Here is a 21,177-nt window from a genome sequence, read left to right on the forward strand (position 1 = left end):
TCCGTTAAAGGAGCAGCCCGTGGCTACCGTGAAAGTCGATATCAATAACTTCCAGTCGGAAGTTCTGGAATCCGCAGAACCCGTCGTCGTCGATTTCTGGGCCGAATGGTGCGGCCCGTGCAAGATGATTGCTCCGAGCCTCGAAGAAATCGCCGTCGAGATGGAAGGCAAGGTCAAGGTCGCCAAGCTGAATATCGATGAGAACCCGGAACTCGCCGCGCAGTTCGGCGTGCGCTCCATTCCGACCCTTGCAATCTTCAAGGGCGGCGAAGTTGCCGATATCTCGGTCGGCGCAAAGCCGAAGACCGCTCTTTCCAACTGGATTTCGAGCGCTGCCTGATTGATATCGCTTAATTCATAGCACATTGACGAAAAAGCCCGGCTTCGACCGGGCTTTTTCATTTTGCAGCCTTCATTTCGGGGGCGTGCCGTTGTCGGCAAGCACGTCGCCGACAAGATAGAGAGAGCCGCCAACCAGGATGCGCGGCGGCAATGCCTCCGGATCGACGACGGCTTTTATCGCTTCCAGTGCATCGCCGACCGTCGACATCGGTTCGGCAACCAGACCGGCATCATAAGCGGCATTCGACAATATCACCGGGTCGATCATCGCTTCGCTGCCGCGGATCGGCACGCAGAAAACCTTCTCGACCAAGCCGGTAAAGGCCTTGAAATAGCCGACCGGATCCTTCGTATTGATCATGCCGGTAACCAGGAAAAGCGGCCGAGACTGGCGCTCCTCGAAATTGGCCATGGCTTCGGCGATCACTTCGCCGGCCCCCGGATTATGTCCGCCATCGATCCAGATCTCGGCGCCGGCGGGCGCATGCGACAGCAGCCGGCCCTCGCTCAGACGCTGCAGCCGGCCCGGCCATTCGACCGAACTCATCGCTTTTTCCATCATCGTTTCGGTGACGATGATTCCCGCCGCCTTGACGGCGCGAATGGCGGCGGCGGCATTGGCATATTGATGCCGGCCAGGAAGGCGCGGCAGCGGCAGGTCGGCAAGACCGAACTCGTCCTGGTAAACAAGCCGGCCATATTCCTCATGCGCCATGAAATCCTGCCCGAAGACGGCGCTCGGGCAATGCAGCCGTTCGGCCGTCGACATCAGTACGTCAAGTGCTGCGTCATAATCCTGATGACCGATGACAACGGGAAAGCCCGGCTTCATGATGCCGGCCTTTTCGGCCGCGATCAACTCGACCCTGTCGCCGAGATAAGGCTGGTGATCCAGCGAGATCGGCATGATCACCGAGACGGCCGGATCGGAGATGACATTGGTGGCGTCGAAGCGGCCGCCGAGACCGACTTCGATGATCGCGGCATCGGCCGGATGTTCGGAAAACAGGATGAAAGTAACCGCCGTCAGGATTTCAAAGACGGTGATGTGCTGTCCTGCATTGGCATCGGCTACCCGACGCACGGCCTCGGCAAAGACAGCGTCGTCGACAAGCTGTCCGCGTCCGCCCTTGACACCGATGCGGTACCGTTCGTGCCAATTGACGAGATGCGGCGAGGTGTGGACATGAGCGCTGTAGCCGCCGGCTTCGAGCAAAGCGCGGCAGAAGGCGGTGACCGACCCCTTGCCGTTGGTGCCGGCGACATGGATCACCGGCGGCAGTTTCCTGTGCGGATTGCCGAGCATATCGAGAAGACGGGTGATGCGATCGAGAGACAGATCAAAGCCCTTGGGATGCAATCCCATGAGCTTGTCGATCTCCTGTGCTGCCTCGCTCACCGCGGTTTGGCCTCTGGGTATCAATTCGGCACCCCGCCTGCTTGTCGGTTATCAGGCGCTCGCCGCCAGAGCAATCGCGCCGCTATTCATGTCGTTCGCCGCAGTAACAGGCTTCTTCGTCAGGATCTTCAAGAGGCGCGCCAGCGTTTCCGGAATATCGTGACGTTTGACGACCATATCGACCATACCATGCTCCAGCAGATATTCGGCGGTCTGGAAGCCTTCGGGCAGTTTTTCACGCAGCGTCTGTTCGATCACACGTTTGCCGGCAAAGCCGATTTCGGCGCCGGGCTCAGCCAGGTGAATATCGCCAAGCATGGCATAGGAGGCCGTGACGCCACCGGTCGTCGGGTTGGTCAGCACGACGATATAGGGCTGCCCGGATTCCTTCAGCATGTCGACGGCAACCGTCGTGCGCGGCAGCTGCATCAGCGACAGGATGCCTTCCTGCATGCGCGCACCGCCGGAAGCGGGGAACATCACCAGCGGGCACTTTTCAGATGTCGCACGCTCGAAAGCCTTGACGATCGCCTCGCCGGCGGCCATGCCGAGCGAACCGCCGATAAAGTTGAATTCGTGCACGACGGCCACGAGTTTCAGTCCCTGCACCTTTCCGACGCCGGCAAGGATCGTATCCTCCTGTTCGGTCTTCAGGCGGCTGTCGCGCAAGCGATCGCTATATTTCTTCGAATCGCGGAACTTCAGCGGATCCTGCGCGACCTTCGGCTGCGGCAGCGATTCGAACTCGCCATTGTCGAAAAGATCGGTCAGGCGGGCCTTGGCCGGCATCTTCATATGATAACCGGACGCCGGAATGACCCATTTGTTGCCTTCCAGGTCCTTGTGGAAGACCATCTCGCCCGTTTCCGGGCACTTGATCCAGAGGTTCTCCGGCACTTCGCGACGGCCCAGCATGGAATTGATCCGCGGGCGAACGTAGTTGGTGATCCAGTTCAACTCGAATACTCCTGATAGTCTAAAGCGCGTCGCGTTCTTTCGCTGCCACGCCGTAGGTTCTGGTTTCCCGCATATCGTTGCCGCAAAACCGCTGCACGCTTTTGCGCGACATGCTTTATTGCCAATGTGGGCAAACTATTCGGCAGCAACAAGGCGCGCCGAACGTGTTCCCGTGGAAAGGCCGCGCACCAGCGTGGCAACCGCCTGAACGGTGTCCGCCGTTGCCTTTCCGTCATGCGTCAAGCTGGTCGCGACCTGATTGACGATCGCGGTGCCGACGACGACGCCGTCGGCGGAACCGCCGATGACCTTTGCATGTTCCGCCGTCTTGACGCCGAAGCCGACGCAGACGGGCAGCTTGGTATGCTGCTTGATGCGCTGGACCGCGCCCGACACCAGCGACGGATCGGGCAACGCCGAACCAGTGATGCCGTTCATCGAGACGTAGTAGACGAAGCCGGATGTGTTCTTCAGTACCTTCGGTAGGCGCTTCTCATCCGTCGTCGGCGTCGCCAGCCGGATGAAATTGATGCCTTTGCGGATCGCCGGAATGCAGAGTTCGTCATCCATCTCCGGCGGCAGATCGACGACGATCAGGCCGTCGATACCGGCGACGAGCGCGTCGTCGAGGAATTTCTCGACGCCGTAAATATAGATCGGGTTGTAGTAACCCATCATCACGACCGGCGTCGCATCGTTGGTCTTGCGGAAATCGGCTGCCAGCTGCAGCGTCTTCTTCAGCGTCTGGCCGCCTTTGAGCGCCCGCTGGCCGGCGAGCTGGATCGCTGGGCCGTCGGCCATCGGGTCGGAAAAGGGCATGCCGAGTTCGATGATGTCGGAGCCCGCTTCCGGCAGCGCCTTCATGATGCCGAGCGAGGTGTCGTAGTCAGGATCGCCGCCCATGAAATAGGTCACAAGCGCCGGACGGCCTTCGGCCTTCAGCTCGGCAAAGCGTTTGTCCATGCGTGCGGTCATGTCTTACAGTCCCATTCCCAGAATCTTGCCGACGGTGAAGATATCCTTGTCGCCGCGGCCGGAGAGGTTCATCAGGATGATCTCGTCCTTGCCCATCGTCGGTGCGCGTTTGATCACCTCGGCAATCGCATGCGATGGCTCGAGCGCCGGGATGATGCCTTCGAGGCGGGTCAGCATCTGGAAAGCCTCGAGCGCTTCGTGATCCATGATCGGCACATAGTCGACGCGGCCGGTATCGTTCAGCCAGGAATGTTCGGGGCCGATGCCGGGATAATCAAGACCGGCCGAAATCGAATGGCCTTCCTTGATCTGACCGTCGCCGTCCTGCAGCAGGTAGGTGCGGTTGCCGTGCAACACGCCCGGCGAACCGGCGGTGATCGAGGCGCAATGTTCGTCGCCCTGTAGACCCTTGCCGCCGGCTTCGACGCCGACCATCTTGACAGAGGGATCATCCAGGAAAGGATGGAAAATGCCGATGGCGTTCGAGCCGCCGCCAACGGCAGCGATGACGAGATCCGGAAGGCGGCCTTCGGCCGCCAGCATCTGCTCCTTCGCTTCGATGCCGATCACCGACTGGAAATCGCGGACCATCTCCGGATAGGGATGCGGCCCGGCTGCCGTTCCGATCAGGTAATAGGTATCCTCGACATTGGTGACCCAGTCGCGAAGCGCCTCGTTCATGGCGTCCTTCAGCGTGCCGCTGCCTGCCGTGACCGGTTTGACTTCCGCGCCGAGCAGCTTCATGCGGAAAACGTTCGGCGCCTGACGCTCGACGTCGGTGGCGCCCATATAGACGACGCAGGGAAGGCCAAAGCGGGCGGCCACGGTCGCGGAGGCGACGCCGTGCTGGCCGGCACCGGTTTCGGCGATGATGCGGGTCTTGCCCATGCGCTTGGCAAGCAGGATCTGGCCGATGCAGTTGTTGATCTTGTGCGAGCCGGTGTGGTTCAGCTCTTCGCGCTTGAAATAGATCTTGGCGCCACCGAGTTCGGCCGTCAGCCGCTCGGCGAAATAGAGCGGGCTCGGGCGGCCGATATAATGCGTGCCGAGATGCTTCAATTCGGCCTGGAATTCCGGATCGATCTTTGCCCTGTTCCATTCGTCCTGCAGGTCGAGGATCAGCGGCATCAGCGTTTCGGCAACGAAACGACCGCCATAAATGCCGAAACGGCCATCTTCATCGGGGCCGGAACGGAAGGAATTGGGTTTAGGCGTCTCGTTCACTCTCAACTCCCTGAGGCCATGACAGGCGCATTCGCCTTTTCGACCGCGTCAAAAAATTCATCGATCTTCGCGACGCTCTTCACGCCAGGCGCAGTTTCGACTCCCGAGGAGACGTCGATACCCGGTGCCTTGGTGATGAAAAGCGCTTCCGCGACATTGTCCTTGTTCAGTCCGCCGGAAAGCATGTAGTCGACGCTGCCGTCAAGCCAGCCGAGAAGGCTCCAATCAAAGGAAATACCGTTGCCGCCAGGCAGTTCCGAACCCTTCGGCGCTTTGGCGTCGAAGAGGAAACGGTCGGCGATGCCGATATAGGCCTCGACGCGCTTCAGGTCGTCTGCCGTGCGTACCGAAAAGGCCTTCATCACGGGCAGACCATAGAGCGCCTTTATCGTCAGCACATGTTCGGGGCTCTCATTGCCGTGAAGCTGGAGCATATCCGGCTTCAACAACGATACGATCTCATCGAGTTCGTCATTGGTCGGATCGACGACGACGGCGACGATTTTGGCCTTGCCACGCGCCGGTTCGGCCAGTTTTGCCGCCAGGTCCGGCTCGATGTAGCGTGGGCTCTTTTCGAAGAAGATAAAACCGATATGGGTCGCGCCGCGCTTCAGCGCGCGATCAACAGCCTCAGGCGTCTTCAAGCCACAGATCTTGATATCCGGTCTCATGGCAGCGAAGTGACACGAAATGCGGAAAGAGTCGAGCCAATTTGCGACGGAACATTGAATTTAGCGCGGCTCTCGGCTGGAGCGCCGCGCGTCCAACGGACGCTCTGGCACTTTAAATCTGCGCATAATCCTTTCCGAAAGATCGATCCCGATTTTCGGGGTTATGCGCTAGTCGAAATCAATGGCATGCAACTGGCTGCCATGCCGCTTGAGCCAGGATTTCGCCTCGTCCATGCCCGGGCAAAGTTTGCCACAGAGCGCCCAGAAGCGCGGACCGTGGTTCATTTCCTTGAGGTGGGCGACCTCATGGGCAGCGAGATAATCGATCACCGAAGGCGGCGCCATGACGATACGCCAGGAAAAGCTCAGATTTCCTTCCGACGAACACGAGCCCCAGCGGCTGCGGGTATCCTTCATCGAGATCGAGCGGATCGGCGCCCGGATCGTTGCGGCATGCATCGTCGCCAATCTTGCGAGGTCGGCACGCGCCTCTTTCTTGAGAAAGGCCGCAATGCGCCGTCCGAAATGTTCCGGCATGCCGCTGACGCGCAGCACCGGCCTGCCGTCCATGGAAACCGCCTCCGTCAGCCCGCGCAAGCTGCCGCTATGCTGGATGCGATGGGAAACGCCGCGAAGGAGGATCTCGCCGCCGTCACGCAGGCCGGCATCGGTCGAAAACTTGGCAAGCTTGGTGAGCAGCCACCCCTGATGACGATCGAGGAAGGCATTGACCTCACGCGCCGCAAGGCCTTTCGGAACCGTCATCTTCAAGGCGCGGCCACCCGGTTCGATGCGCAGCGTGATGCGTGTCGCCCGGTCATGCTGCTTGATCGTCAGCGGCATGAGCCGGCCGGCGACGTCGAGCGTCCGCATTTCGGGGGGAGCCGGCTTTCGCGCCTTCGACCTTGTTTTCAGAAGCGAGAACATGTGTGTTTTCTATACGATTCGCCGGCAAATCTAAATGATCGCGAAAGGGCAGTCATGGAAAAACCGGCATCGGGAGATGCCGGTCATCAATTCGTCGTTCAGGCGTTTACGGTGTCTGGTATTCAGCGACCGGGCCGTTGTCGTCGCGCTTGGCGTTTCTGCGGTCGCGCATGAAGCGGTCGAACTCTTCCTGATCCTTGGCGCGGCGGAGTTCGCGCAGATAGGAGTCGAATTCCTCGCGCATTTCGTCAAGCTTGCGGCGCTCTTCCTCGATCCGGTCGAGTTCGGCCTTGCGCCAGTCGTCAAAGGCGACGTTGCCGGTCGAAAAATGCGGGCGGTGACGGCCATGCGGGCGGCGGCAGGAGGCAAAGAAGCCATCGGTCGCCTGGTTGACGTCACGCTTGAAGCCGCGCAGACGGTCGCCGAAGATGATGTAGGCAAGCATGGCAAGACCCAGAGGCCAGAAAACCATGAAGCCGAGAATCATCAGGGCAATGGTAGCCGGAGTCCAATCCGGTCGAAGCAATGCTGACTGGTTCATCGTGCGGGTATCCCTCGCTTTCCGCGCCCGGCAGAATACCGAACGCTGAAATCGATGTGGTTACCGCAATAACCGCCTTCAAGACGATTGCCCGCGAAATCGGACAACACCTTGAATCCGTTTTGCTAATTCAGCTATCCCTGATTCAGCCCGCCCGGCCGCCCTTGATGACACGCGGGAGCGGAGGCTTGACGGCAGAACGGGCATGCTGGCGGACGAAATCGATGATGCGCGGCGCGATCTCGCGGCGGAAGCGCGAGCCGTTGAAAACACCATAATGGCCGACATCCGGCTGAAGATAATGCATGCGCATGTCTTCGGGAATGTTCACACAGATGGTCTGCGCCGCCATTGTCTGGCCGACCCCTGAGATATCGTCATTCTCACCTTCGACGGTCAGCAGCGCCACATTGCGAATTGCCGCGGGATCGACGCGTTTGCCGCGATGCATCAGTTCGCCCTTCGGCAGCGAATGCTTGATGAAGACCTCCTCCACCGTCTGCAGATAGAATTCGGCGGTCAGATCCATGACGGCGAGATATTCGTCGTAGAAATCGCGATGTCTTTCCGGCTCGCCGTCGTTCTTCACGAGATGCATGAAGAATTCCTTGTGCGCAACGAGGTGGCGATCAAGGTTCATCGACATGAAGCCCGAAAGCTGCAGAAACCCTGGATAGACAGGGCGCATGAACCCCGGCTGCGGCCAGGGCACGTTCATGATGACATTGTCGGAGAACCACTGCAGCGACCGCTCCTGGGCGAGCTTGTTGACCGCTGTCGGGTTGATGCGCGTGTCGATCGGGCCGCCCATCAGCGTCATCGACGCCGGCGAAAGCGGATCCCTGGCTTCCTCCATCACCGCAGCAGCTGCCAGCACCGGAACGGAAGGCTGACAGACGGCGATGACATGCGTGTCGTGACCGAGGAAATGCAGCATCTCGATGACGTAGTCGACATAATCATCGAAATCGAACGTGCCTTCCGTCATCGGCACCATGCGGGCGTCGATCCAGTCGGTGATGTAGATATCGGCGCTCGGCAGCAGCGCCTCGACCGTGCCGCGCAGCAGCGTGGCATAGTGGCCCGACATCGGCGCGACGATCAGAATGCGCGGATCATTGCCGCGGGCAGCTGGAACACTGCGGGCGAAATGCAGGAGATTGCAGAAGGGTCGCGACCAGACGACTTCTTCGCGGACGGAAACCGTCTTTTCACCGATCGTCGTCTGCTTCAGACCGAATTCCGGTTTGCCGTAGCGGCGCGTCGTGCGTTCGAACATTTCGAGGCTTGCCGCCATCGTCCGGCCGAACGGCGTGTGGGAGAAGGGGTTCAGCGGATTGGCATAGGCAAATCGCATGATATCGGCCGCGGCGCGAAACGGCGCCATGGCGGCATGGTTCAATTCATAAAGCTGATAAAACATGGAAGGCGCCACCTTTCTCTATCGAAAAGATGACACCGATTGAGAGGCATCGGACCTTTTCGTAACGCGGGCACGTCGCGCAGCCTAACAGGTTTTTGTTGCACAGCAACATTGGCGAACCAGACATACACAAGAAATGCCGGAGAATTGATCTCCGGCATCACAATCGACCTGAAAACTTAAGTTTCTCAACAGGAAGCGTCGTTAACGATCCGCTACAAAAGTCTGTTTCTGCGTGCCGAGACCTTCGATTTCGAGTTCGACCACGTCGCCGTTCTTGAGATAGCGCGGCGGCTTGAGGCCCATGCCGACGCCCGGAGGCGTACCGGTCGAGATCACGTCGCCGGGATGCAGCGACATAAACTGGCTGAGGTAGGAGACGAGGAAGGCAACCCCGTAAACCATCGTCTTCGATGAACCGTTCTGCATCTTCTGGCCGTTGACCGTCAGCCACATGCCGAGGTTCTGCGGTTCGGGAATTTCATCCTTGGTTACGAGCCAGGGGCCGATCGGGCCAAAGGTGTCGCAGGATTTGCCCTTGGTCCATTGACCGGACCGCTCGGTCTGGAAAGCGCGCTCGGAAACGTCGTTGGAGACGCAATAACCGGCGACATAATCCAGCGCTTCGGCTTCCGTCACATATTTGGCAGTTTTGCCGATGACGACGCCGAGTTCGACTTCCCAATCGGTCTTTTCCGAACCGCGGGGAATGACGACATTGTCGTTCGGCCCGACGATTGCGGATGTTGCTTTCATGAAGATGATCGGCTCGGACGGCACGGTCGCGCCGGTTTCGGCAGCATGATCCGAATAATTCAAGCCGATGCAGATGAATTTGCCAGTGCCCGCGACGCAGGCGCCAATGCGGCCGGGTGCGATTTCCGGAAGGCTCTTCGGATCGATGGCCGCAATCTTTGCAAGGCCTGCCGGTGTGATCGCTTCACCGCCGATATCGGCGACATGACCGGAGAGATCACGGATCTTGCCATCGGCATCGAGAAGTGCGGGTTTTTCACTGCCCGCTTCGCCAACACGCATCAGCTTCATGGAATTCCTCCTCATCGAAAACGGATTTGCAGCCACCTATGAACGAATTATTCATCGGTGTCATTACGGCTTTGCCGCGAAGCGGTACGGCTTTTCGGCGATTCGGATGATTTTCTGCCGAAAATCGCCCGTACCCGTCGCCATTACACTCTAAAAATTTCCGCCAGATCAGGGCCGACAGGAATGATCTTCGTCGGGTTGAGGCTTTCGATCGAATAGTAGCCGCGCTTGATGTGATTGAGGTTCACCGTTTCACCGATGCCCGGCCAATCCAGCATGCGACGGCAGAAGGCGCGCAGATTGGCATAATCGGAAAGCCGGCGCAGATTGCATTTAAAGATGCCGTGATAGGCGACGTCGAAGCGGACCAGCGTTACAAAAAGCCGGATATCGCTCTCGGTGGGATGGTCGGCGAAAAGAAAAGACCGACCCTCGAACTGCTGCTCGACCCAGTCGAGGCAGGAAAACACATCGGCAAAGGCTTCTTCGTAGGCGATCTGCGTAGTGGCGAAACCGGCACGATAGACGCCGTTGTTGAGATCAGGATAGATGCGATCGTTGAAAGCATCGATCTCGGCGCGCCTCTCCGCCGGGTAAAGATCGATCGGATTTTTTGCCAGACCGCCGAAGCCGCTGTTCAGCATACGCAGAATATCGGCGGATTCATTGTTGACGATGGTCTTTCTCTGCTTGTCCCAGAGAACCGGCACGGTGGCCCGGCCGGTGAAATCGGGTGCTGCCCTGGTATAGATTTCATGCATATAGGTTGCGCCGTTGACGTGATCCTCCGTCGCGCCGGGATAATCACCAAAGCGCCAGCCCTGCTTGCTCAGCAGCGGTTCGACGACCGAGACGGAGATGACGTCTTCCAGGCCCTTGAGCTTGCGGCCGATCAGGGTGCGCGAGGCCCAGGGGCAGATATAGGCGACGTAGAGATGGTAACGGCCGGCCTTGGCTGCAAAGCCGGTTTCGCCGGTCGGCCCGGCGCTGCCATCCGGGGTCACCCAATTGCGGAAACTCGACGTCTGGCGGACGAAGCCGCCCTTTTCGTCCTTTGCCTGAACGGGCTGCCAGTCTTCCGTCCACTTTCCGTTCACCAGCATGCGCAACTCCCCGATCGATCGACTAAATGGTTCATTACCCTGCTTCGACGCCGGCGTGAGGCCGCGTTTTTGAAGACAGTCTGTACACCCCAACTGCAACGATGCTGCGCTTGCCAAGCCGGTGAAGCAGGAAATATGTCTCTGCTATACAAAATGACGTGGAGTTCGAAATGCATCTCTCGAAGGCCGTCGTGCCGACTGAACATGCAAGCCGCTACCTGCAGCAGCTCTGCAAACACTGGAGCCACAAGTTCAGCGTCGAATTCGATCCTCTGAAGGGCCGGGTGCCGTTTAGCGATACCGCCGAGGTGACCTTTGCCGCCGACGAGGCGGCGCTGACCATGACACTTTCCGTCGCCGATCCCTCGCAACGGGAAAGGATGCAGGATGTCATCGACGATCATCTGAAGCGCTTCGCCTTCCGCGAAGAACTCGACATCGTCTGGACGGCCTAAGCCCATCCCCAATCCAAACTTTCTGTCCCGAACCGTGGAACAAGCATGACGAAGAGCAATAACCGCGAATCCGACTATCCGATCGATCCGATGTTTCTCGATCGCTGGTCGCCCCGCGCCTTCACCGGCGAAATCATCGAGGAAGCACAGCTGCTCAGCCTGCTCGATGCCGCCCATTGGGCGCCGTCCTCTTCCAACCAGCAGCCCTGGCGCTTCGTCTATGCCCTCAAGGGCTCGGAGCATTGGGAGAAATTCGTCGCGTTGCTCGTCGACGCCAACCAGGAATGGGCAAAAAACGCATCGGCGCTGATTTTCGTCGTGTCGCGTGCCTTCACCGGAGCTGCCGGCTCGGCTGAGGAAAAGCCGAGCTACACCCATTCCTTCGATGCCGGTGCGGCCTGGGGGTACTTGGCGCTGCAGGCGCGCCTTTCCGGTTTTTATGCCCATGGCATTGGCGGCATCAAACATGAGGAGATCAGGAAGACCTTCGATATTCCGGAGGGTTACCGCGTCGAAGCTGGCGTTGCGGTCGGTCGTCTGGCCGACAAGAGCGTCCTTTCCGAACGCAATCAGGCCCGCGAATTCCCCAGCCAGCGCAAGCCGCTCTCCGAGGTTGCCTTCAACGGGCGCTTCGTTGCGAATTGAGCCGTAGCCAGGCGAACGAAAGCCCCGCCGTCCAGAGACGGCTGGGCTTTACTTTCGAAAAATCAATTAGATATCAAGGTTTGCGACGCTTAGCGCATTGTCCTGGATGAATTCGCGCCGCGGCTCGACTTCGTCCCCCATCAGACGGGCGAAGAGACCATCGGCGTCGGTGGCGTCGTTGACCCTGACCTGCAGCAGCGAGCGCACGTTCGGATCGAGCGTCGTTTCCCAGAGCTGCTCTGCATTCATCTCGCCAAGGCCCTTGTAGCGCTGCATGGTGAGGCCCTTGCGGCCGCTTGCGAAGATCGCGTCGAGCAGGGCGCGGGGGCCAGAGATTTCGACGTCGCCTTCGCGGCGATGCAGCGACGGCGGCGTCTGATAGATCTCCTTGAGGCGCGCCGTCAACTGGTCGATGTGGCGGGCGTCCGAGGAACCGATCAGCGCCATGTCGAGCACGACGATCTCCCTGACGCCGCGGACCATGCGCTCAAGGCGCAGACCGCCATCGGTCGTCACATCGCCCTGCCAGCCGCGCTCTGTTTCCTCGGCGATGATGTCGAGGCGCCCTGCGACTTCGTTTGCCAGCGCCAGCGCTCTCCCCGGATCGCTGGCGAGCTCGGCGTTGAGTGCGCCGGCAATCGCCGCTTGTTCGACGGCGGAACGATTATAGCGCGAATGGAGATTGTCGAGCAGCGCGCGCATGCGCAGAGCATCGAGGATGACCTCGCGCAGATCCTGGCCGGCGCGAACTTCACCGCTACCGAGCCTCAGCGACGCATCTTCCAGACCCTGGCTGATGAGATATTCTTCGAGCGCCTTCTCATCCTTCAGATACTGCACCGACTTGCCGCGCGAGACCTTATAGAGCGGCGGCTGGGCGATATAGAGATGACCGCGCTCGATCAGTTGCGGCATCTGGCGGAAGAAGAAGGTGAGCAGCAGGGTGCGAATATGGGCGCCGTCGACATCGGCGTCCGTCATGATGATGATCTTATGGTAGCGCAGCTTTTCGACGTTGAACTCGTCCTTGCCGATCCCGGTGCCGAGCGCGGTGATCAATGTGCCGATTTCCTGACTCGACAGCATCTTGTCGAAACGGGCGCGTTCGACGTTCAGGATCTTGCCGCGCAGCGGCAGGATCGCCTGGTTCTCGCGCGAGCGGCCCTGCTTGGCCGAGCCGCCGGCAGAATCGCCCTCGACGAGGAAGACTTCGGATTTTGTCGGATCACGCTCGGAGCAGTCGGCGAGCTTGCCCGGCAGCGAAGCGATATCGAGTGCGCCCTTGCGGCGGGTCAACTCGCGGGCCTTGCGGGCCGCTTCGCGTGCGGCGGCGGCCTCGACGACCTTGCCGACGAGGATTTTGGCTTCGCTCGGATGTTCTTCGAACCAGGTGTTCAGCGCCTCGTTAACGAGACTTTCAACGACAGGACGGACTTCCGAGGAGACGAGCTTATCCTTGGTCTGCGAGGAGAATTTCGGATCCGGCACCTTGACCGACAGAACCGCGGTCAGGCCTTCGCGGCAATCTTCGCCCTGCAGCGTTACCTTTTCCCTTTTGGTGATGCCGGAACTGTCGGCATAGGAAACGACCTGGCGCGTCAGCGCCGCGCGGAAGCCGGCCATATGCGTGCCGCCGTCGCGCTGAGGGATGTTGTTGGTGAAGCACAGCACGTTCTCATGATAGCTGTCGTTCCACCACATCGCGACTTCGACGGTGATGCCATCCTTTTCGCCGTGGATGGCAACCGGCTTGTCGACGAGCGACTTCTTGGCGCGGTCCAGATAGGCGACGAAAGCCTCGAGGCCACCGTCATAACGCAGTTCTTCCTGCTTTATATCGGAATGGCGCTTGTCGGTCAGCAGGATGCGGACGCCTGAATTCAGGAAGGCGAGCTCACGAAGGCGATGCTCCAGCGTGCCGTAGTCGAACTCGGTCATGGTGAAGGTGTCGGTGCTCGGCATGAAGCTCACTTCCGTGCCGGTCTCATTCGGCGCGTCGCCCGTGACCTTCAGCGGAGCATCGGCCACGCCATGGGTGAAGCTCATTTCATGGATCTTGTCGTGACGGCGGATCTTCAGCTTCAACCAGACCGACAGCGCGTTGACGACCGAGACGCCGACGCCGTGCAGGCCGCCGGAAACCTTGTAGGAATTCTGGTCGAACTTACCGCCGGCATGGAGCTGCGTCATGATGACTTCGGCCGCCGACACGCCTTCGCCGGTGTGAATGGCCGTCGGGATGCCGCGACCATTGTCGGTGACGGTCACCGAGCCATCCGGATTGAGGGTGACGGTGACGATGTCGGCATGGCCGGCAAGCGCTTCGTCGATCGCGTTGTCGACGACTTCATAGACCATGTGATGCAGGCCGGAGCCATCGTCGGTATCGCCGATATACATGCCGGGGCGTTTGCGCACGGCATCGAGGCCCTTCAGAACCTTGATGGAATCTGCGCCATATTCGGTGCTTACGCCGTTTTCCGTCGCGGATGTATCGCTCATTCTGTCGAGATTTTCCCTGTTGTCGTAAAGCTGCGGCGCGCCTTGCGAATCACCGGCTTTCTTCACTCTCGTATATAGGTTTTTTGAACACACTTCCCAATGGCAACCCCCCCAAACAAGGCATAAAACAGGGGATTATGACGCTTTTCCGGCGCCTTTGCCGCCATTTTCGAGAAGAGCCGATAGCCGGCCTATCTCGGCGCTGTCAAGGCTGCGGATTCGGCGTGCCAGCCGGTTGGCAAATTCGGTATATTCGGGGGGCAGGCCGGAGGTGTCGATCACGACGCGCGGGTCGGACGAGCGCGCGAGCAGGAACAGTTCCTCAGCCTCATCCCAGATGATGTTGAAATAACCGGCGATGCGCTGCAGCAGATCGAATGTCGGCAGCCCACGTTTTCCATGTTCAAGCGCCGAGAGATAGGCAGGAGAGACATTCAGGGCTTCCGCCATTTCCTTCTGCGAGACGCCCTTGCGCGCTCTCAGCCTGCGAACCGCCTCTCCGAAGGGTGTCATGGCCTTTCCCCATGCCGCCGCGACAGGCGAATGTAGAGCGCGCCCTCACCGCCATGATGCTGTGCGGCCGGCTCATAGGAGGAGATCAGGTAGCGGAATTCCGGCTTCGAGAACCAGAGAGGCACCGCCCGCTTCAGCGCGCCCTCGCTGCCCATGGAGCTGCCCTTGCCCGTAATGACCAGCACATGTCGCATGCCGCGCTCATGGGCGCGGATCAGGAAATCGAGAAGGATGGCATGGGCCTCACTCTGCACCAGCCCGTGCAGGTCGATCCGCGCTTCGAGCGCCAGCCGGCCCTTGGCGATTTTACGCTTGACCGGTTTTTCCAGCGGATGATGTACCCGGGCCGATGGCTTGGCCGTCGACGGTGCTGGCGGCTGCAGCGGCGTTGGCGTGGCGGGCGTCTGCTTTTCTTGTTCCCGTTCGGCCGCCGCTTCGGCTTCGGCAAGAAAGGCATCGAGTTCGGTCAACGCCCCCGCCTTGCCGGGCATCGGCCGCGTGCTGCGGGCGACCTTTCCCCAGAGGATCCTCTCATCCGCGCTCAGCTTGCGATCCCTGGCCATCAGTCGAATCTTCCGGCGGCGGCATTGGGAATGAGAATGGCGAAATCGGCGTCGTTGCGGACGGTGCCGGCACGTTCCCCGGCCATGTCCCCCGAGCCGGTGAAGATATCACCCCGCGCCGGCCCGACGATCGCCGAGCCCGTATCGAGCGCCAGCATCAGCCGGCGGAACGGCCGGCCTTGGTCGAGATGGGTGAGGCTTTCGGCGCGAATGAAAAAGGGAAAGCCGAAGGTATGGATCATCCGGTCGACGGCAAGCGCGCGCCCGGCGGGAAGCGGCACCTTGGCGGCCGCGATCGGACCTGCCTGCGGATCGGCCACCGGTGCATCACGGAAGAAAATATAAGAGTGGTTATGCCATAACACTTCGTCGACGCGCTCGGGATTGCGCGCCAGCCAGGCACGGATCGCCTGCATCGAAATCTCCGCCCGATCGATCTCGCCGCGCTCGATCAGCAGCTTGCCGACCGCCGAGAAGGGATGGCCGGCTTTCGCCGCATAGGTGATGCGGCCGATACGACCATCCTCATAACGCAAGCGGGCAGCACCTTGCACATGCACGAAGAAGACATCGACCTTCGACTTCGCCCAGGCGATTTCGAGGCCACGGCCTTCGAGAAACCCCTGATCGATGGCGCGGCGGTCCGGATAGGCAGTGACGTGGCCCTCATGCAGACGGCCGAAAGCATAGGCCTTGTCGAGCTCGGCGGGGCGATTGGCATCGTCGAGGTCAATCAGATCGTCCGGACGCCGGTAGAGAGGAAAACGGAAAATTTCGTCCGGCCGCTCCGACACGTCGATATCGGGTTCGTAGAAGGCGGTGACGAAGCCGGAATTGCCGTCCTTGCGGCGGATCAGAAAGGGCCGACAATGCGTCTCGAAAAAACTTCGCGCCGACGCCGGAGATGACGGCGTGAAATCTTCGGCGGCAGCGAGAAGCGGAAGCAGGTCTTCCGAACTCAGGCCCAGCGATCCGGTGCGGTATGGTTTGACATCGGTGATCTGCCGCCGGCAGCTTCGCATGACTTCAAAAAGGCCGGAGGGATCGTCATCCTTCCAGCCTTCCAGAGTGTCGAAGCTTATGGCCTGCAGGACGAAGTCCAATGCGTGGTCACTCATGTTCCGATTCGGTCGCCACGAGTTTCCAGTTCGGATCGCGCGAGCGGGTGTCGCGGGCAAAAGTCCAGAGGTCGTTGACCTCGGCGACGTTTTCGGCGTCGCCTTCAATCAGCACATCCGTCTTGTCGTAGGTGGCCGATATCAGCTGGCTGACGATACGCACGGTGATCTGCGCTTCGCTGCCCTTCGTCTCCGCGTGGGTGATTTCGGCCTTATCGATGCCGACGAAGGTGGATTTCACCTTCTCGCCCCGGGCATCGCGCTCGCCAATCGCCGCATCGAAGCCGTCATAGACTTCGCGCGACAGCAAGTTCTTCAGCGTTTTCCGGTCGCCATCGGCATAGGCCATGACGATCATCTCGTAAGCCATGCGGGCGCCGTTCAGAAACTCCTTCGGGCTGAAGGCGGGATCGGCCTTGTTCAGCGCGCGCAGCGATTCGTTGAGCGGCGTTCCGGGTGCGGCGATAGCATCGATGGCAGCGAAGCGATCCTCATCCTCCGTCGTCGCATCGCGACGCGGCAGCGTCACGACCTTGCCGGCATCGGCGGCTTCGGCCGGAGCCGCATCCCGCGGCGTATAGAGATCGCGCGGCGGCTTCTCATTTCCTGTGCGGCGTCCGAGCACGGAGCGGAGCTGAAAGAAAATCAGCACAGCCGCCACCAGGAAAAACAATGTGATGAAGTCGTTCGAACTCATATCGTATCGCAGCCGCCGTTAACATCTCTGATTTGTACTCCCATATAGTCTGCCTATACAGATGATTCAAATGATGGCTGGCATCTTCGCCGGCGCCAAGAGGAGACCGGTGAGCCCGGGACATGACCGACATGCGTTTTTCGATCCTGCCAGCTTTCATTCTGCTGTTGCCGCTCGCCGAAATTGCCGGTTTCGTCGTCGTCGGCCGGGCGATCGGATTGTGGCTGACGCTCGCGCTCGTCATGCTGGGTTTCGCTCTCGGCGTGGTTCTGCTGCGCCGGCAGGGCATTGGCATTTTGCGCCAAATGTCGAGCGAAGGACGAAATGGGGTGATGCCGGGCCGCGACCTGCTGCGGCCGGCGATGAACGTCATTGCCTCGCTGCTCCTGATCATTCCCGGCTTCCTCACAGATATCATCGCGATCCTCATTCTCATTCCGCCGGTGCGCGATCTCGTCTGGCGGGCGATCGCCAAACGCTTCGTCGTCGTCAATGCCAAGGGCGGCTCTTCCTCTGGCCCGCAGCCCGATTTCCGCGACCGCAAGCCGAACTCGAAGGTGGTCGATCTCGACGAGGAGGACTATCATAGGGAGCCGGATCGCAACTCGCCGTGGTCCGGCAAGCATATCGGCGACTGAGGCACTGCGGCTGATCAACCGCGCCAATCGCCCAGGGTTGTAAGCCCTTCCCTGAAATGTTAGATGGCGGCACCATTCCCATGCCCCTCGAGGAAAAGCCAATGGCAGACGATAACAACAGCAACGGTGCGGCCAACCCCACCCTTTCGATCCTTGCGCAATATACCAAGGATCTGTCCTTCGAAAATCCGGGTGCGCCGCGTTCGCTGCAGGCCCGCGACAAGGCGCCGACGATCAACATCAATGTGAACGTCAACGCCAACCCGCTTTCCGATACGGATTTCGATGTCGTGCTGTCGCTGAATGCCGAAGCCAAGGACGGCGACAAGACGGTTTTCCATGCCGAGCTCACCTATGGCGGCGTTTTCCGCGTTGCCGGTTTCCCGCAGGAACACATGCTGCCGGTTCTCTTCATCGAGTGCCCGCGGATGCTCTTCCCCTTCGCTCGTCAGATCATCGCCGACGTCACCCGCAACGGCGGTTTCCCGCCGCTGATGATCGACCCGATCGACTTCACACAGATGTTCGCTCAGCGCGTTGCCGAAGAACAGGCCCGCGCCAAGGTTCAGGCCGTTCCGAACTGACCGGATCCTTCCTGGCTGAAATGCGGATGCCCGGGCTGGTCCCGGGCATTTTCAATTGAGGGCCGGCTTAATCGAGGTTGGCGTATTTCGCCCAGATGCTTTTTTCACCGAGCTTGGCGACGAGCGCCTCATGCGCCTGCTCCTCGGTTTGGCTGAGGCGCGGGGCGAGCGGCCGGGGCCGCTCAAGCACGGCGGCAATTACCACATCGTCTTCCATCGCCATGTCACCGCGATCTGCCCGGTTGGATTTGCCGACCATGCCGAGGCCGAGGGCTGCCTGTCTGCCGCCGATCATCTCGATATAAACTTCGGCAAGCAGTTCGGAGTCGAGCAGCGCGCCGTGTTTGGTGCGGTGCGAATTATCGATGCCGTAGCGCCGGCAAAGCGCATCCAGCGAATTTGGCCCCATCGGATGTTTGCGCCGCGCCATCGACAGGGTATCGAGCACCCGTTCCGGCAGGATCGGCGGCAAACCGATCCGCGCGAGTTCCGCGTTGATGAAGCCCATATCGAAGGTGGCGTTGTGGGCGATCCACTTCGCATCGCCGAAGAAAGTGAGGATTTGTTCGGCCACGTCGGCGAAAGGCTGCTTGTCCTTCAGGAATTCATCGGTGATGCCGTGCACGGCGAGCGCATCCGGATGAACTTTCTGATCTCCAGGATTGATGAAGATATGGATCGTATTGCCTGTGGGGAAATGATTGAAGAGTTCGATGCCGCCGATTTCGATGATGCGGTCGGCGCGGTTGTCGAGGCCGGTTGTTTCCGTATCGAAGATGATCTCACGCATTCCGGAAATCTCCCTTGGCAATCCGCGTTTTCAGGTCGGCGACGATTTCAAGCACTCGTTCCCTCGTCGTCGCGATACTGTGACTGGTATCGACCAGATAATCGGCCCGCCGCCGTTTTTCGGCGTCCGGCGTCTGGCGGGAGAGAATCATCTCGAATTTTTCCTCGGTCATGTCTTCGCGCGCAAGCACCCTTTGGCGCTGAATCTGTGGATCAGTGCTGACGACGACGATTACATCCACTCTTACCTCGGCGCCGGTTTCGAAAAGTAATGGAATATCGAGCAATACCATGTCGGCGCCGGCGGCGCGTTGCCGCTCCAGAAATTCCGTCTCGCGTTTGCGAACCAGCGGGTGGACGATCGCTTCCAGGCGTTTGAAGCCGGCAGGATCAAGAGCGAGCTGGCGGCCGAGTTCATGCCGGTCGACTACTCCATCCTTCATCGTGCCGGGGAAGGCAGCATTCACCAGGGGTGCAGCCTCGCCGGCATAGAGATCATGGACCACGGCATCCGAATCATTCGCCGGGATTCCTGCATCGGCAAAGAGCTTTGCCGCCGTCGATTTTCCCATTCCGATGGAGCCGGTGAGACCAATCTTCAGCATCAGTGCGCTTCCATATCCGCGATGATGAGCGCGCGTAGCGCCGCGTCGACGATGGGACGCTGGCCGAACCATTTCTCGAATCCGGGCACGGCCTGGTGCAAGAGCATGCCGAGACCATCGACGATTGGAAATCCTTGCTCTTCCGCCTGTGCCAGGATCGGCGTCTTCAACGGCACATAAACGATATCGGTGACGACGGCATCGGCTGCAAGAGGCGAGAAATCGAGTTGCGGCGCCGCCTCGCCGTCCATGCCGAGCGAGGTGGTATTGATGAAGAGGCCGGCGCCTTTCATCACTTCGGCAAGCGCACCGGCCGGATGGGCCCGAACACGCGGGCCAAAACGATCCGCGAGTTCGCGCGCGCGTTCGACGGTGCGATTGACGACCTGGATCTCCTTAAAACCGCGATCACGGACCGCCTGGATGATCGCCCGGCTGGCGCCGCCGGCACCGAAGACGACGGCCGTGTCATGGCGGTCCCAGCCCGGATGGCGTTCGTCGAGATTGGCGATGAAGCCGCGACCGTCGGTATTCGTCGCATGCAGGGCGCCATCCTCCAGCCAGAGCGTATTCGAGGCACCGAGTTCTTGCGATAGCGCATCCGGCTTGTCGGCGAGCCGGAACGCCAATTCCTTGTGGGGAATGGTGACATTGCCTCCGGTAAAGCCGGAACTGCCATCCTTCAACGAGTGAATGAAATCGGGAAAGGCCCCGGGTGCCACTTCATGAGCGCGATAACTGCCTGGCAGGCCGAGCGTCTTCAGCCAATATCCGTGGATCAATGGCGAGCGCGAATGCTTGATGGGAAAGCCCGTGACAAATGCTTCCGGCCCGAATGTTTCACGTGAATCACCCATCGATCGCTCCCAGTTCTCGCAGTTTTTTTAGGAGCGGCAGCATCGGCAGGCCGAGAATGGTGAAATAATCACCCTCGATTTTCTCGAAGAGCTGGATGCCCTCCCCCTCCAATTGATAGGCGCCGACACTGGAAAGCGCGCGTTCGCCAACCCGGGCCAGATGTCTGGCGATGAATTCCGCCGTCAGCGGCCGCATCGTCAGCTCGGCATGGGCGAGATGTTCCCACAAGACCACGCCATCGCTGACGATGGCGACGGCGCTGTTCAACCGGTGGCTTACGCCCGAAAGGGCTTGAAGATGACTGGCCGCGTCGGCCAGGTCCTTCGGCTTATGGAAGACGCTGTCGCCGAGCGACATCGTTTGATCCGAGCCGATGACCAGGGTATCCGGAAAACGACTGCTGACTTCCTCGGCCTTGGCCCTGGCCAGGACGAGGGCCACGGCGTCAGGCTTAGCGCCGGCTTTTTCCAGCGGCGCTTCGACGGCCCGTTCATCGATCCTTGCGGCATGTGCCTCGAAGGCCAGACCGGCATTTTCCATCAGCATCCGGCGAAAGGGACTCGACGATGCAAGGATGAGTTTCGGCGTCATGGGTTCCTCG

Annotated in this window: 24 protein-coding genes; 5 read left to right on the forward strand and 19 right to left on the reverse strand. The window is 60.1% G+C overall.

Translation table 11 applies throughout. The features are described from left to right. The first annotated feature begins 19 nt into the window (after positions 1-19). Positions 20-340, forward strand: a complete 321-nt coding sequence (gene trxA, locus ACIPSK_RS19920; protein ID WP_003544118.1) for a thioredoxin — start codon at positions 20-22, stop codon at positions 338-340. Between the two features lie 72 nt (positions 341-412). On the opposite strand, the gene ACIPSK_RS19925 is transcribed toward trxA, so the two are convergent. From ACIPSK_RS19925 to ACIPSK_RS19970, 10 genes are all read right to left on the reverse strand, one after another. After that, positions 413-1,765: a bifunctional folylpolyglutamate synthase/dihydrofolate synthase gene (locus ACIPSK_RS19925; RefSeq protein WP_210254142.1), complete on the reverse strand. Its 1,353-nt coding sequence runs from the start codon at positions 1,763-1,765 to the stop codon at positions 413-415. A 27-nt stretch (positions 1,766-1,792) separates the two neighbouring features. Continuing rightward, positions 1,793-2,698, reverse strand: coding sequence for an acetyl-CoA carboxylase, carboxyltransferase subunit beta (gene accD / locus ACIPSK_RS19930; RefSeq protein ID WP_162114941.1), 906 nt, complete (start codon positions 2,696-2,698; stop codon positions 1,793-1,795). 135 nt (positions 2,699-2,833) lie between these two features. Further along, positions 2,834-3,673, reverse strand: coding sequence for a tryptophan synthase subunit alpha (trpA, locus tag ACIPSK_RS19935; RefSeq protein WP_162114942.1), 840 nt, complete (start codon positions 3,671-3,673; stop codon positions 2,834-2,836). A gap of 3 nt (positions 3,674-3,676) precedes the next feature. Beyond that, a complete protein-coding gene (gene trpB / locus ACIPSK_RS19940; protein WP_017965990.1) occupies positions 3,677-4,897 on the reverse strand; it encodes a tryptophan synthase subunit beta in 1,221 nt (406 codons plus the stop codon). Between the two features lie 2 nt (positions 4,898-4,899). After that, the gene (locus tag ACIPSK_RS19945; RefSeq protein WP_017965991.1) at positions 4,900-5,568 is read right to left on the reverse strand and encodes a phosphoribosylanthranilate isomerase; all 669 of its coding nucleotides are present in this window, start codon (positions 5,566-5,568) and stop codon (positions 4,900-4,902) included. A gap of 168 nt (positions 5,569-5,736) precedes the next feature. Continuing rightward, positions 5,737-6,495 carry a M48 family metallopeptidase gene (locus ACIPSK_RS19950; protein ID WP_162114943.1) on the reverse strand — a complete coding sequence of 253 codons (759 nt, stop codon included), beginning with the start codon at positions 6,493-6,495 and terminating at the stop codon, positions 5,737-5,739. A 106-nt stretch (positions 6,496-6,601) separates the two neighbouring features. Beyond that, positions 6,602-7,036, reverse strand: coding sequence for a DUF2852 domain-containing protein (locus tag ACIPSK_RS19955; protein WP_017965993.1), 435 nt, complete (start codon positions 7,034-7,036; stop codon positions 6,602-6,604). A 145-nt stretch (positions 7,037-7,181) separates the two neighbouring features. Then, positions 7,182-8,459 (reverse strand): polyhydroxyalkanoate depolymerase, encoded by a 1,278-nt coding sequence (locus ACIPSK_RS19960; RefSeq protein WP_162114944.1) that lies wholly within the window; start codon positions 8,457-8,459, stop codon positions 7,182-7,184. 204 nt (positions 8,460-8,663) lie between these two features. Then, positions 8,664-9,506, reverse strand: a complete 843-nt coding sequence (locus ACIPSK_RS19965) for a fumarylacetoacetate hydrolase family protein (protein WP_162114945.1) — start codon at positions 9,504-9,506, stop codon at positions 8,664-8,666. A 143-nt stretch (positions 9,507-9,649) separates the two neighbouring features. After that, the gene (locus tag ACIPSK_RS19970) at positions 9,650-10,609 is read right to left on the reverse strand and encodes a glutathione S-transferase family protein (protein WP_162114946.1); all 960 of its coding nucleotides are present in this window, start codon (positions 10,607-10,609) and stop codon (positions 9,650-9,652) included. Between the two features lie 170 nt (positions 10,610-10,779). Between ACIPSK_RS19970 and ACIPSK_RS19975 the strand changes: the two genes are divergently transcribed. Beyond that, on the forward strand, positions 10,780-11,064 hold the full coding sequence (locus ACIPSK_RS19975) for a DUF2218 domain-containing protein (RefSeq protein ID WP_162114947.1): 285 nt from the start codon (positions 10,780-10,782) through the stop codon (positions 11,062-11,064). Positions 11,065-11,109: 45 nt separating this feature from the next. Further along, a complete protein-coding gene (locus ACIPSK_RS19980) occupies positions 11,110-11,709 on the forward strand; it encodes a nitroreductase family protein (RefSeq protein ID WP_162114948.1) in 600 nt (199 codons plus the stop codon). A 66-nt stretch (positions 11,710-11,775) separates the two neighbouring features. Here ACIPSK_RS19980 and gyrB read toward each other — a convergent pair whose 3' ends face one another. The 5 genes from gyrB to ACIPSK_RS20005 all read right to left on the reverse strand — a co-directional run bounded on the left by gyrB (position 11,776) and on the right by ACIPSK_RS20005 (position 17,102). Then, positions 11,776-14,211, reverse strand: a complete 2,436-nt coding sequence (gene gyrB / locus ACIPSK_RS19985; RefSeq protein ID WP_162114949.1) for a DNA topoisomerase (ATP-hydrolyzing) subunit B — start codon at positions 14,209-14,211, stop codon at positions 11,776-11,778. Between the two features lie 135 nt (positions 14,212-14,346). Then, positions 14,347-14,724 (reverse strand): helix-turn-helix domain-containing protein, encoded by a 378-nt coding sequence (locus tag ACIPSK_RS19990; protein ID WP_162114950.1) that lies wholly within the window; start codon positions 14,722-14,724, stop codon positions 14,347-14,349. Then, entirely contained in the window at positions 14,721-15,287 is a 567-nt protein-coding gene (locus ACIPSK_RS19995) for a Smr/MutS family protein (protein ID WP_017966001.1), read from the reverse strand. The genes ACIPSK_RS19990 and ACIPSK_RS19995 overlap by 4 nt, the downstream gene beginning before the upstream one ends. Continuing rightward, positions 15,287-16,405: a murein transglycosylase A gene (gene mltA / locus ACIPSK_RS20000; protein WP_162114951.1), complete on the reverse strand. Its 1,119-nt coding sequence runs from the start codon at positions 16,403-16,405 to the stop codon at positions 15,287-15,289. The genes ACIPSK_RS19995 and mltA overlap by 1 nt, the downstream gene beginning before the upstream one ends. Further along, the gene (locus ACIPSK_RS20005) at positions 16,398-17,102 is read right to left on the reverse strand and encodes a Tim44/TimA family putative adaptor protein (RefSeq protein WP_017966003.1); all 705 of its coding nucleotides are present in this window, start codon (positions 17,100-17,102) and stop codon (positions 16,398-16,400) included. The genes mltA and ACIPSK_RS20005 overlap by 8 nt, the downstream gene beginning before the upstream one ends. A 131-nt stretch (positions 17,103-17,233) precedes the next feature. Here ACIPSK_RS20005 and ACIPSK_RS20010 point away from each other — a divergent pair, with 131 nt between their 5' ends. Together ACIPSK_RS20010 and secB are read left to right on the forward strand one after the other, a co-directional pair. Next, positions 17,234-17,740 carry an FxsA family protein gene (locus tag ACIPSK_RS20010; protein ID WP_032985381.1) on the forward strand — a complete coding sequence of 169 codons (507 nt, stop codon included), beginning with the start codon at positions 17,234-17,236 and terminating at the stop codon, positions 17,738-17,740. Between the two features lie 101 nt (positions 17,741-17,841). Then, positions 17,842-18,324, forward strand: coding sequence for a protein-export chaperone SecB (secB, locus tag ACIPSK_RS20015; protein WP_003544086.1), 483 nt, complete (start codon positions 17,842-17,844; stop codon positions 18,322-18,324). Between the two features lie 67 nt (positions 18,325-18,391). Here the strand turns inward: secB and dnaQ are convergent, their stop codons facing one another. Genes dnaQ through ACIPSK_RS20035 form a run of 4 tightly spaced genes read right to left on the reverse strand, consistent with a single transcriptional unit; the run spans position 18,392 to position 21,167 of the window. Further along, a complete protein-coding gene (gene dnaQ, locus ACIPSK_RS20020) occupies positions 18,392-19,114 on the reverse strand; it encodes a DNA polymerase III subunit epsilon (protein ID WP_017966005.1) in 723 nt (240 codons plus the stop codon). Next, entirely contained in the window at positions 19,107-19,718 is a 612-nt protein-coding gene (coaE, locus tag ACIPSK_RS20025) for a dephospho-CoA kinase (protein WP_162114952.1), read from the reverse strand. Before coaE ends, dnaQ begins: the two co-directional genes overlap by 8 nt. Beyond that, positions 19,718-20,575, reverse strand: a complete 858-nt coding sequence (locus tag ACIPSK_RS20030) for a shikimate dehydrogenase (protein ID WP_162114953.1) — start codon at positions 20,573-20,575, stop codon at positions 19,718-19,720. The genes coaE and ACIPSK_RS20030 overlap by 1 nt, the downstream gene beginning before the upstream one ends. Beyond that, on the reverse strand, positions 20,568-21,167 hold the full coding sequence (locus ACIPSK_RS20035; RefSeq protein WP_162114954.1) for a Maf-like protein: 600 nt from the start codon (positions 21,165-21,167) through the stop codon (positions 20,568-20,570). The genes ACIPSK_RS20030 and ACIPSK_RS20035 overlap by 8 nt, the downstream gene beginning before the upstream one ends. Positions 21,168-21,177: the final 10 nt, after the last annotated feature.

The sequence above is a fragment of the Rhizobium sp. LARHSG275 genome (assembly GCF_052871115.1).

What these genes read in the sequence shown, in the direction of transcription:
- ACIPSK_RS19960 (WP_162114944.1), bottom strand. Translation starts at nt 8,459, where the DNA reads ATGTTTTATCAGCTTTATGAATTGAACCATGCCGCCATGGCGCCGTTT.
- ACIPSK_RS19980 (WP_162114948.1), top strand. Translation starts at nt 11,110, where the DNA reads ATGACGAAGAGCAATAACCGCGAATCCGACTATCCGATCGATCCGATG.
- ACIPSK_RS20005 (WP_017966003.1), bottom strand. Translation starts at nt 17,102, where the DNA reads ATGAGTTCGAACGACTTCATCACATTGTTTTTCCTGGTGGCGGCTGTG.
- ACIPSK_RS19945 (WP_017965991.1), bottom strand. Translation starts at nt 5,568, where the DNA reads ATGAGACCGGATATCAAGATCTGTGGCTTGAAGACGCCTGAGGCTGTT.
- ACIPSK_RS20035 (WP_162114954.1), bottom strand. Translation starts at nt 21,167, where the DNA reads ATGACGCCGAAACTCATCCTTGCATCGTCGAGTCCCTTTCGCCGGATG.
- secB (WP_003544086.1), top strand. Translation starts at nt 17,842, where the DNA reads ATGGCAGACGATAACAACAGCAACGGTGCGGCCAACCCCACCCTTTCG.
- ACIPSK_RS19965 (WP_162114945.1), bottom strand. Translation starts at nt 9,506, where the DNA reads ATGAAGCTGATGCGTGTTGGCGAAGCGGGCAGTGAAAAACCCGCACTT.
- ACIPSK_RS20010 (WP_032985381.1), top strand. Translation starts at nt 17,234, where the DNA reads ATGCGTTTTTCGATCCTGCCAGCTTTCATTCTGCTGTTGCCGCTCGCC.
- ACIPSK_RS19955 (WP_017965993.1), bottom strand. Translation starts at nt 7,036, where the DNA reads ATGAACCAGTCAGCATTGCTTCGACCGGATTGGACTCCGGCTACCATT.
- trpA (WP_162114942.1), bottom strand. Translation starts at nt 3,673, where the DNA reads ATGACCGCACGCATGGACAAACGCTTTGCCGAGCTGAAGGCCGAAGGC.
- dnaQ (WP_017966005.1), bottom strand. Translation starts at nt 19,114, where the DNA reads ATGCGTGAGATCATCTTCGATACGGAAACAACCGGCCTCGACAACCGC.
- ACIPSK_RS19970 (WP_162114946.1), bottom strand. Translation starts at nt 10,609, where the DNA reads ATGCTGGTGAACGGAAAGTGGACGGAAGACTGGCAGCCCGTTCAGGCA.
- ACIPSK_RS19975 (WP_162114947.1), top strand. Translation starts at nt 10,780, where the DNA reads ATGCATCTCTCGAAGGCCGTCGTGCCGACTGAACATGCAAGCCGCTAC.
- coaE (WP_162114952.1), bottom strand. Translation starts at nt 19,718, where the DNA reads ATGCTGAAGATTGGTCTCACCGGCTCCATCGGAATGGGAAAATCGACG.
- mltA (WP_162114951.1), bottom strand. Translation starts at nt 16,405, where the DNA reads ATGAGTGACCACGCATTGGACTTCGTCCTGCAGGCCATAAGCTTCGAC.
- ACIPSK_RS20030 (WP_162114953.1), bottom strand. Translation starts at nt 20,575, where the DNA reads ATGGGTGATTCACGTGAAACATTCGGGCCGGAAGCATTTGTCACGGGC.
- gyrB (WP_162114949.1), bottom strand. Translation starts at nt 14,211, where the DNA reads ATGAGCGATACATCCGCGACGGAAAACGGCGTAAGCACCGAATATGGC.
- ACIPSK_RS19950 (WP_162114943.1), bottom strand. Translation starts at nt 6,495, where the DNA reads ATGTTCTCGCTTCTGAAAACAAGGTCGAAGGCGCGAAAGCCGGCTCCC.
- ACIPSK_RS19995 (WP_017966001.1), bottom strand. Translation starts at nt 15,287, where the DNA reads ATGGCCAGGGATCGCAAGCTGAGCGCGGATGAGAGGATCCTCTGGGGA.
- ACIPSK_RS19990 (WP_162114950.1), bottom strand. Translation starts at nt 14,724, where the DNA reads ATGACACCCTTCGGAGAGGCGGTTCGCAGGCTGAGAGCGCGCAAGGGC.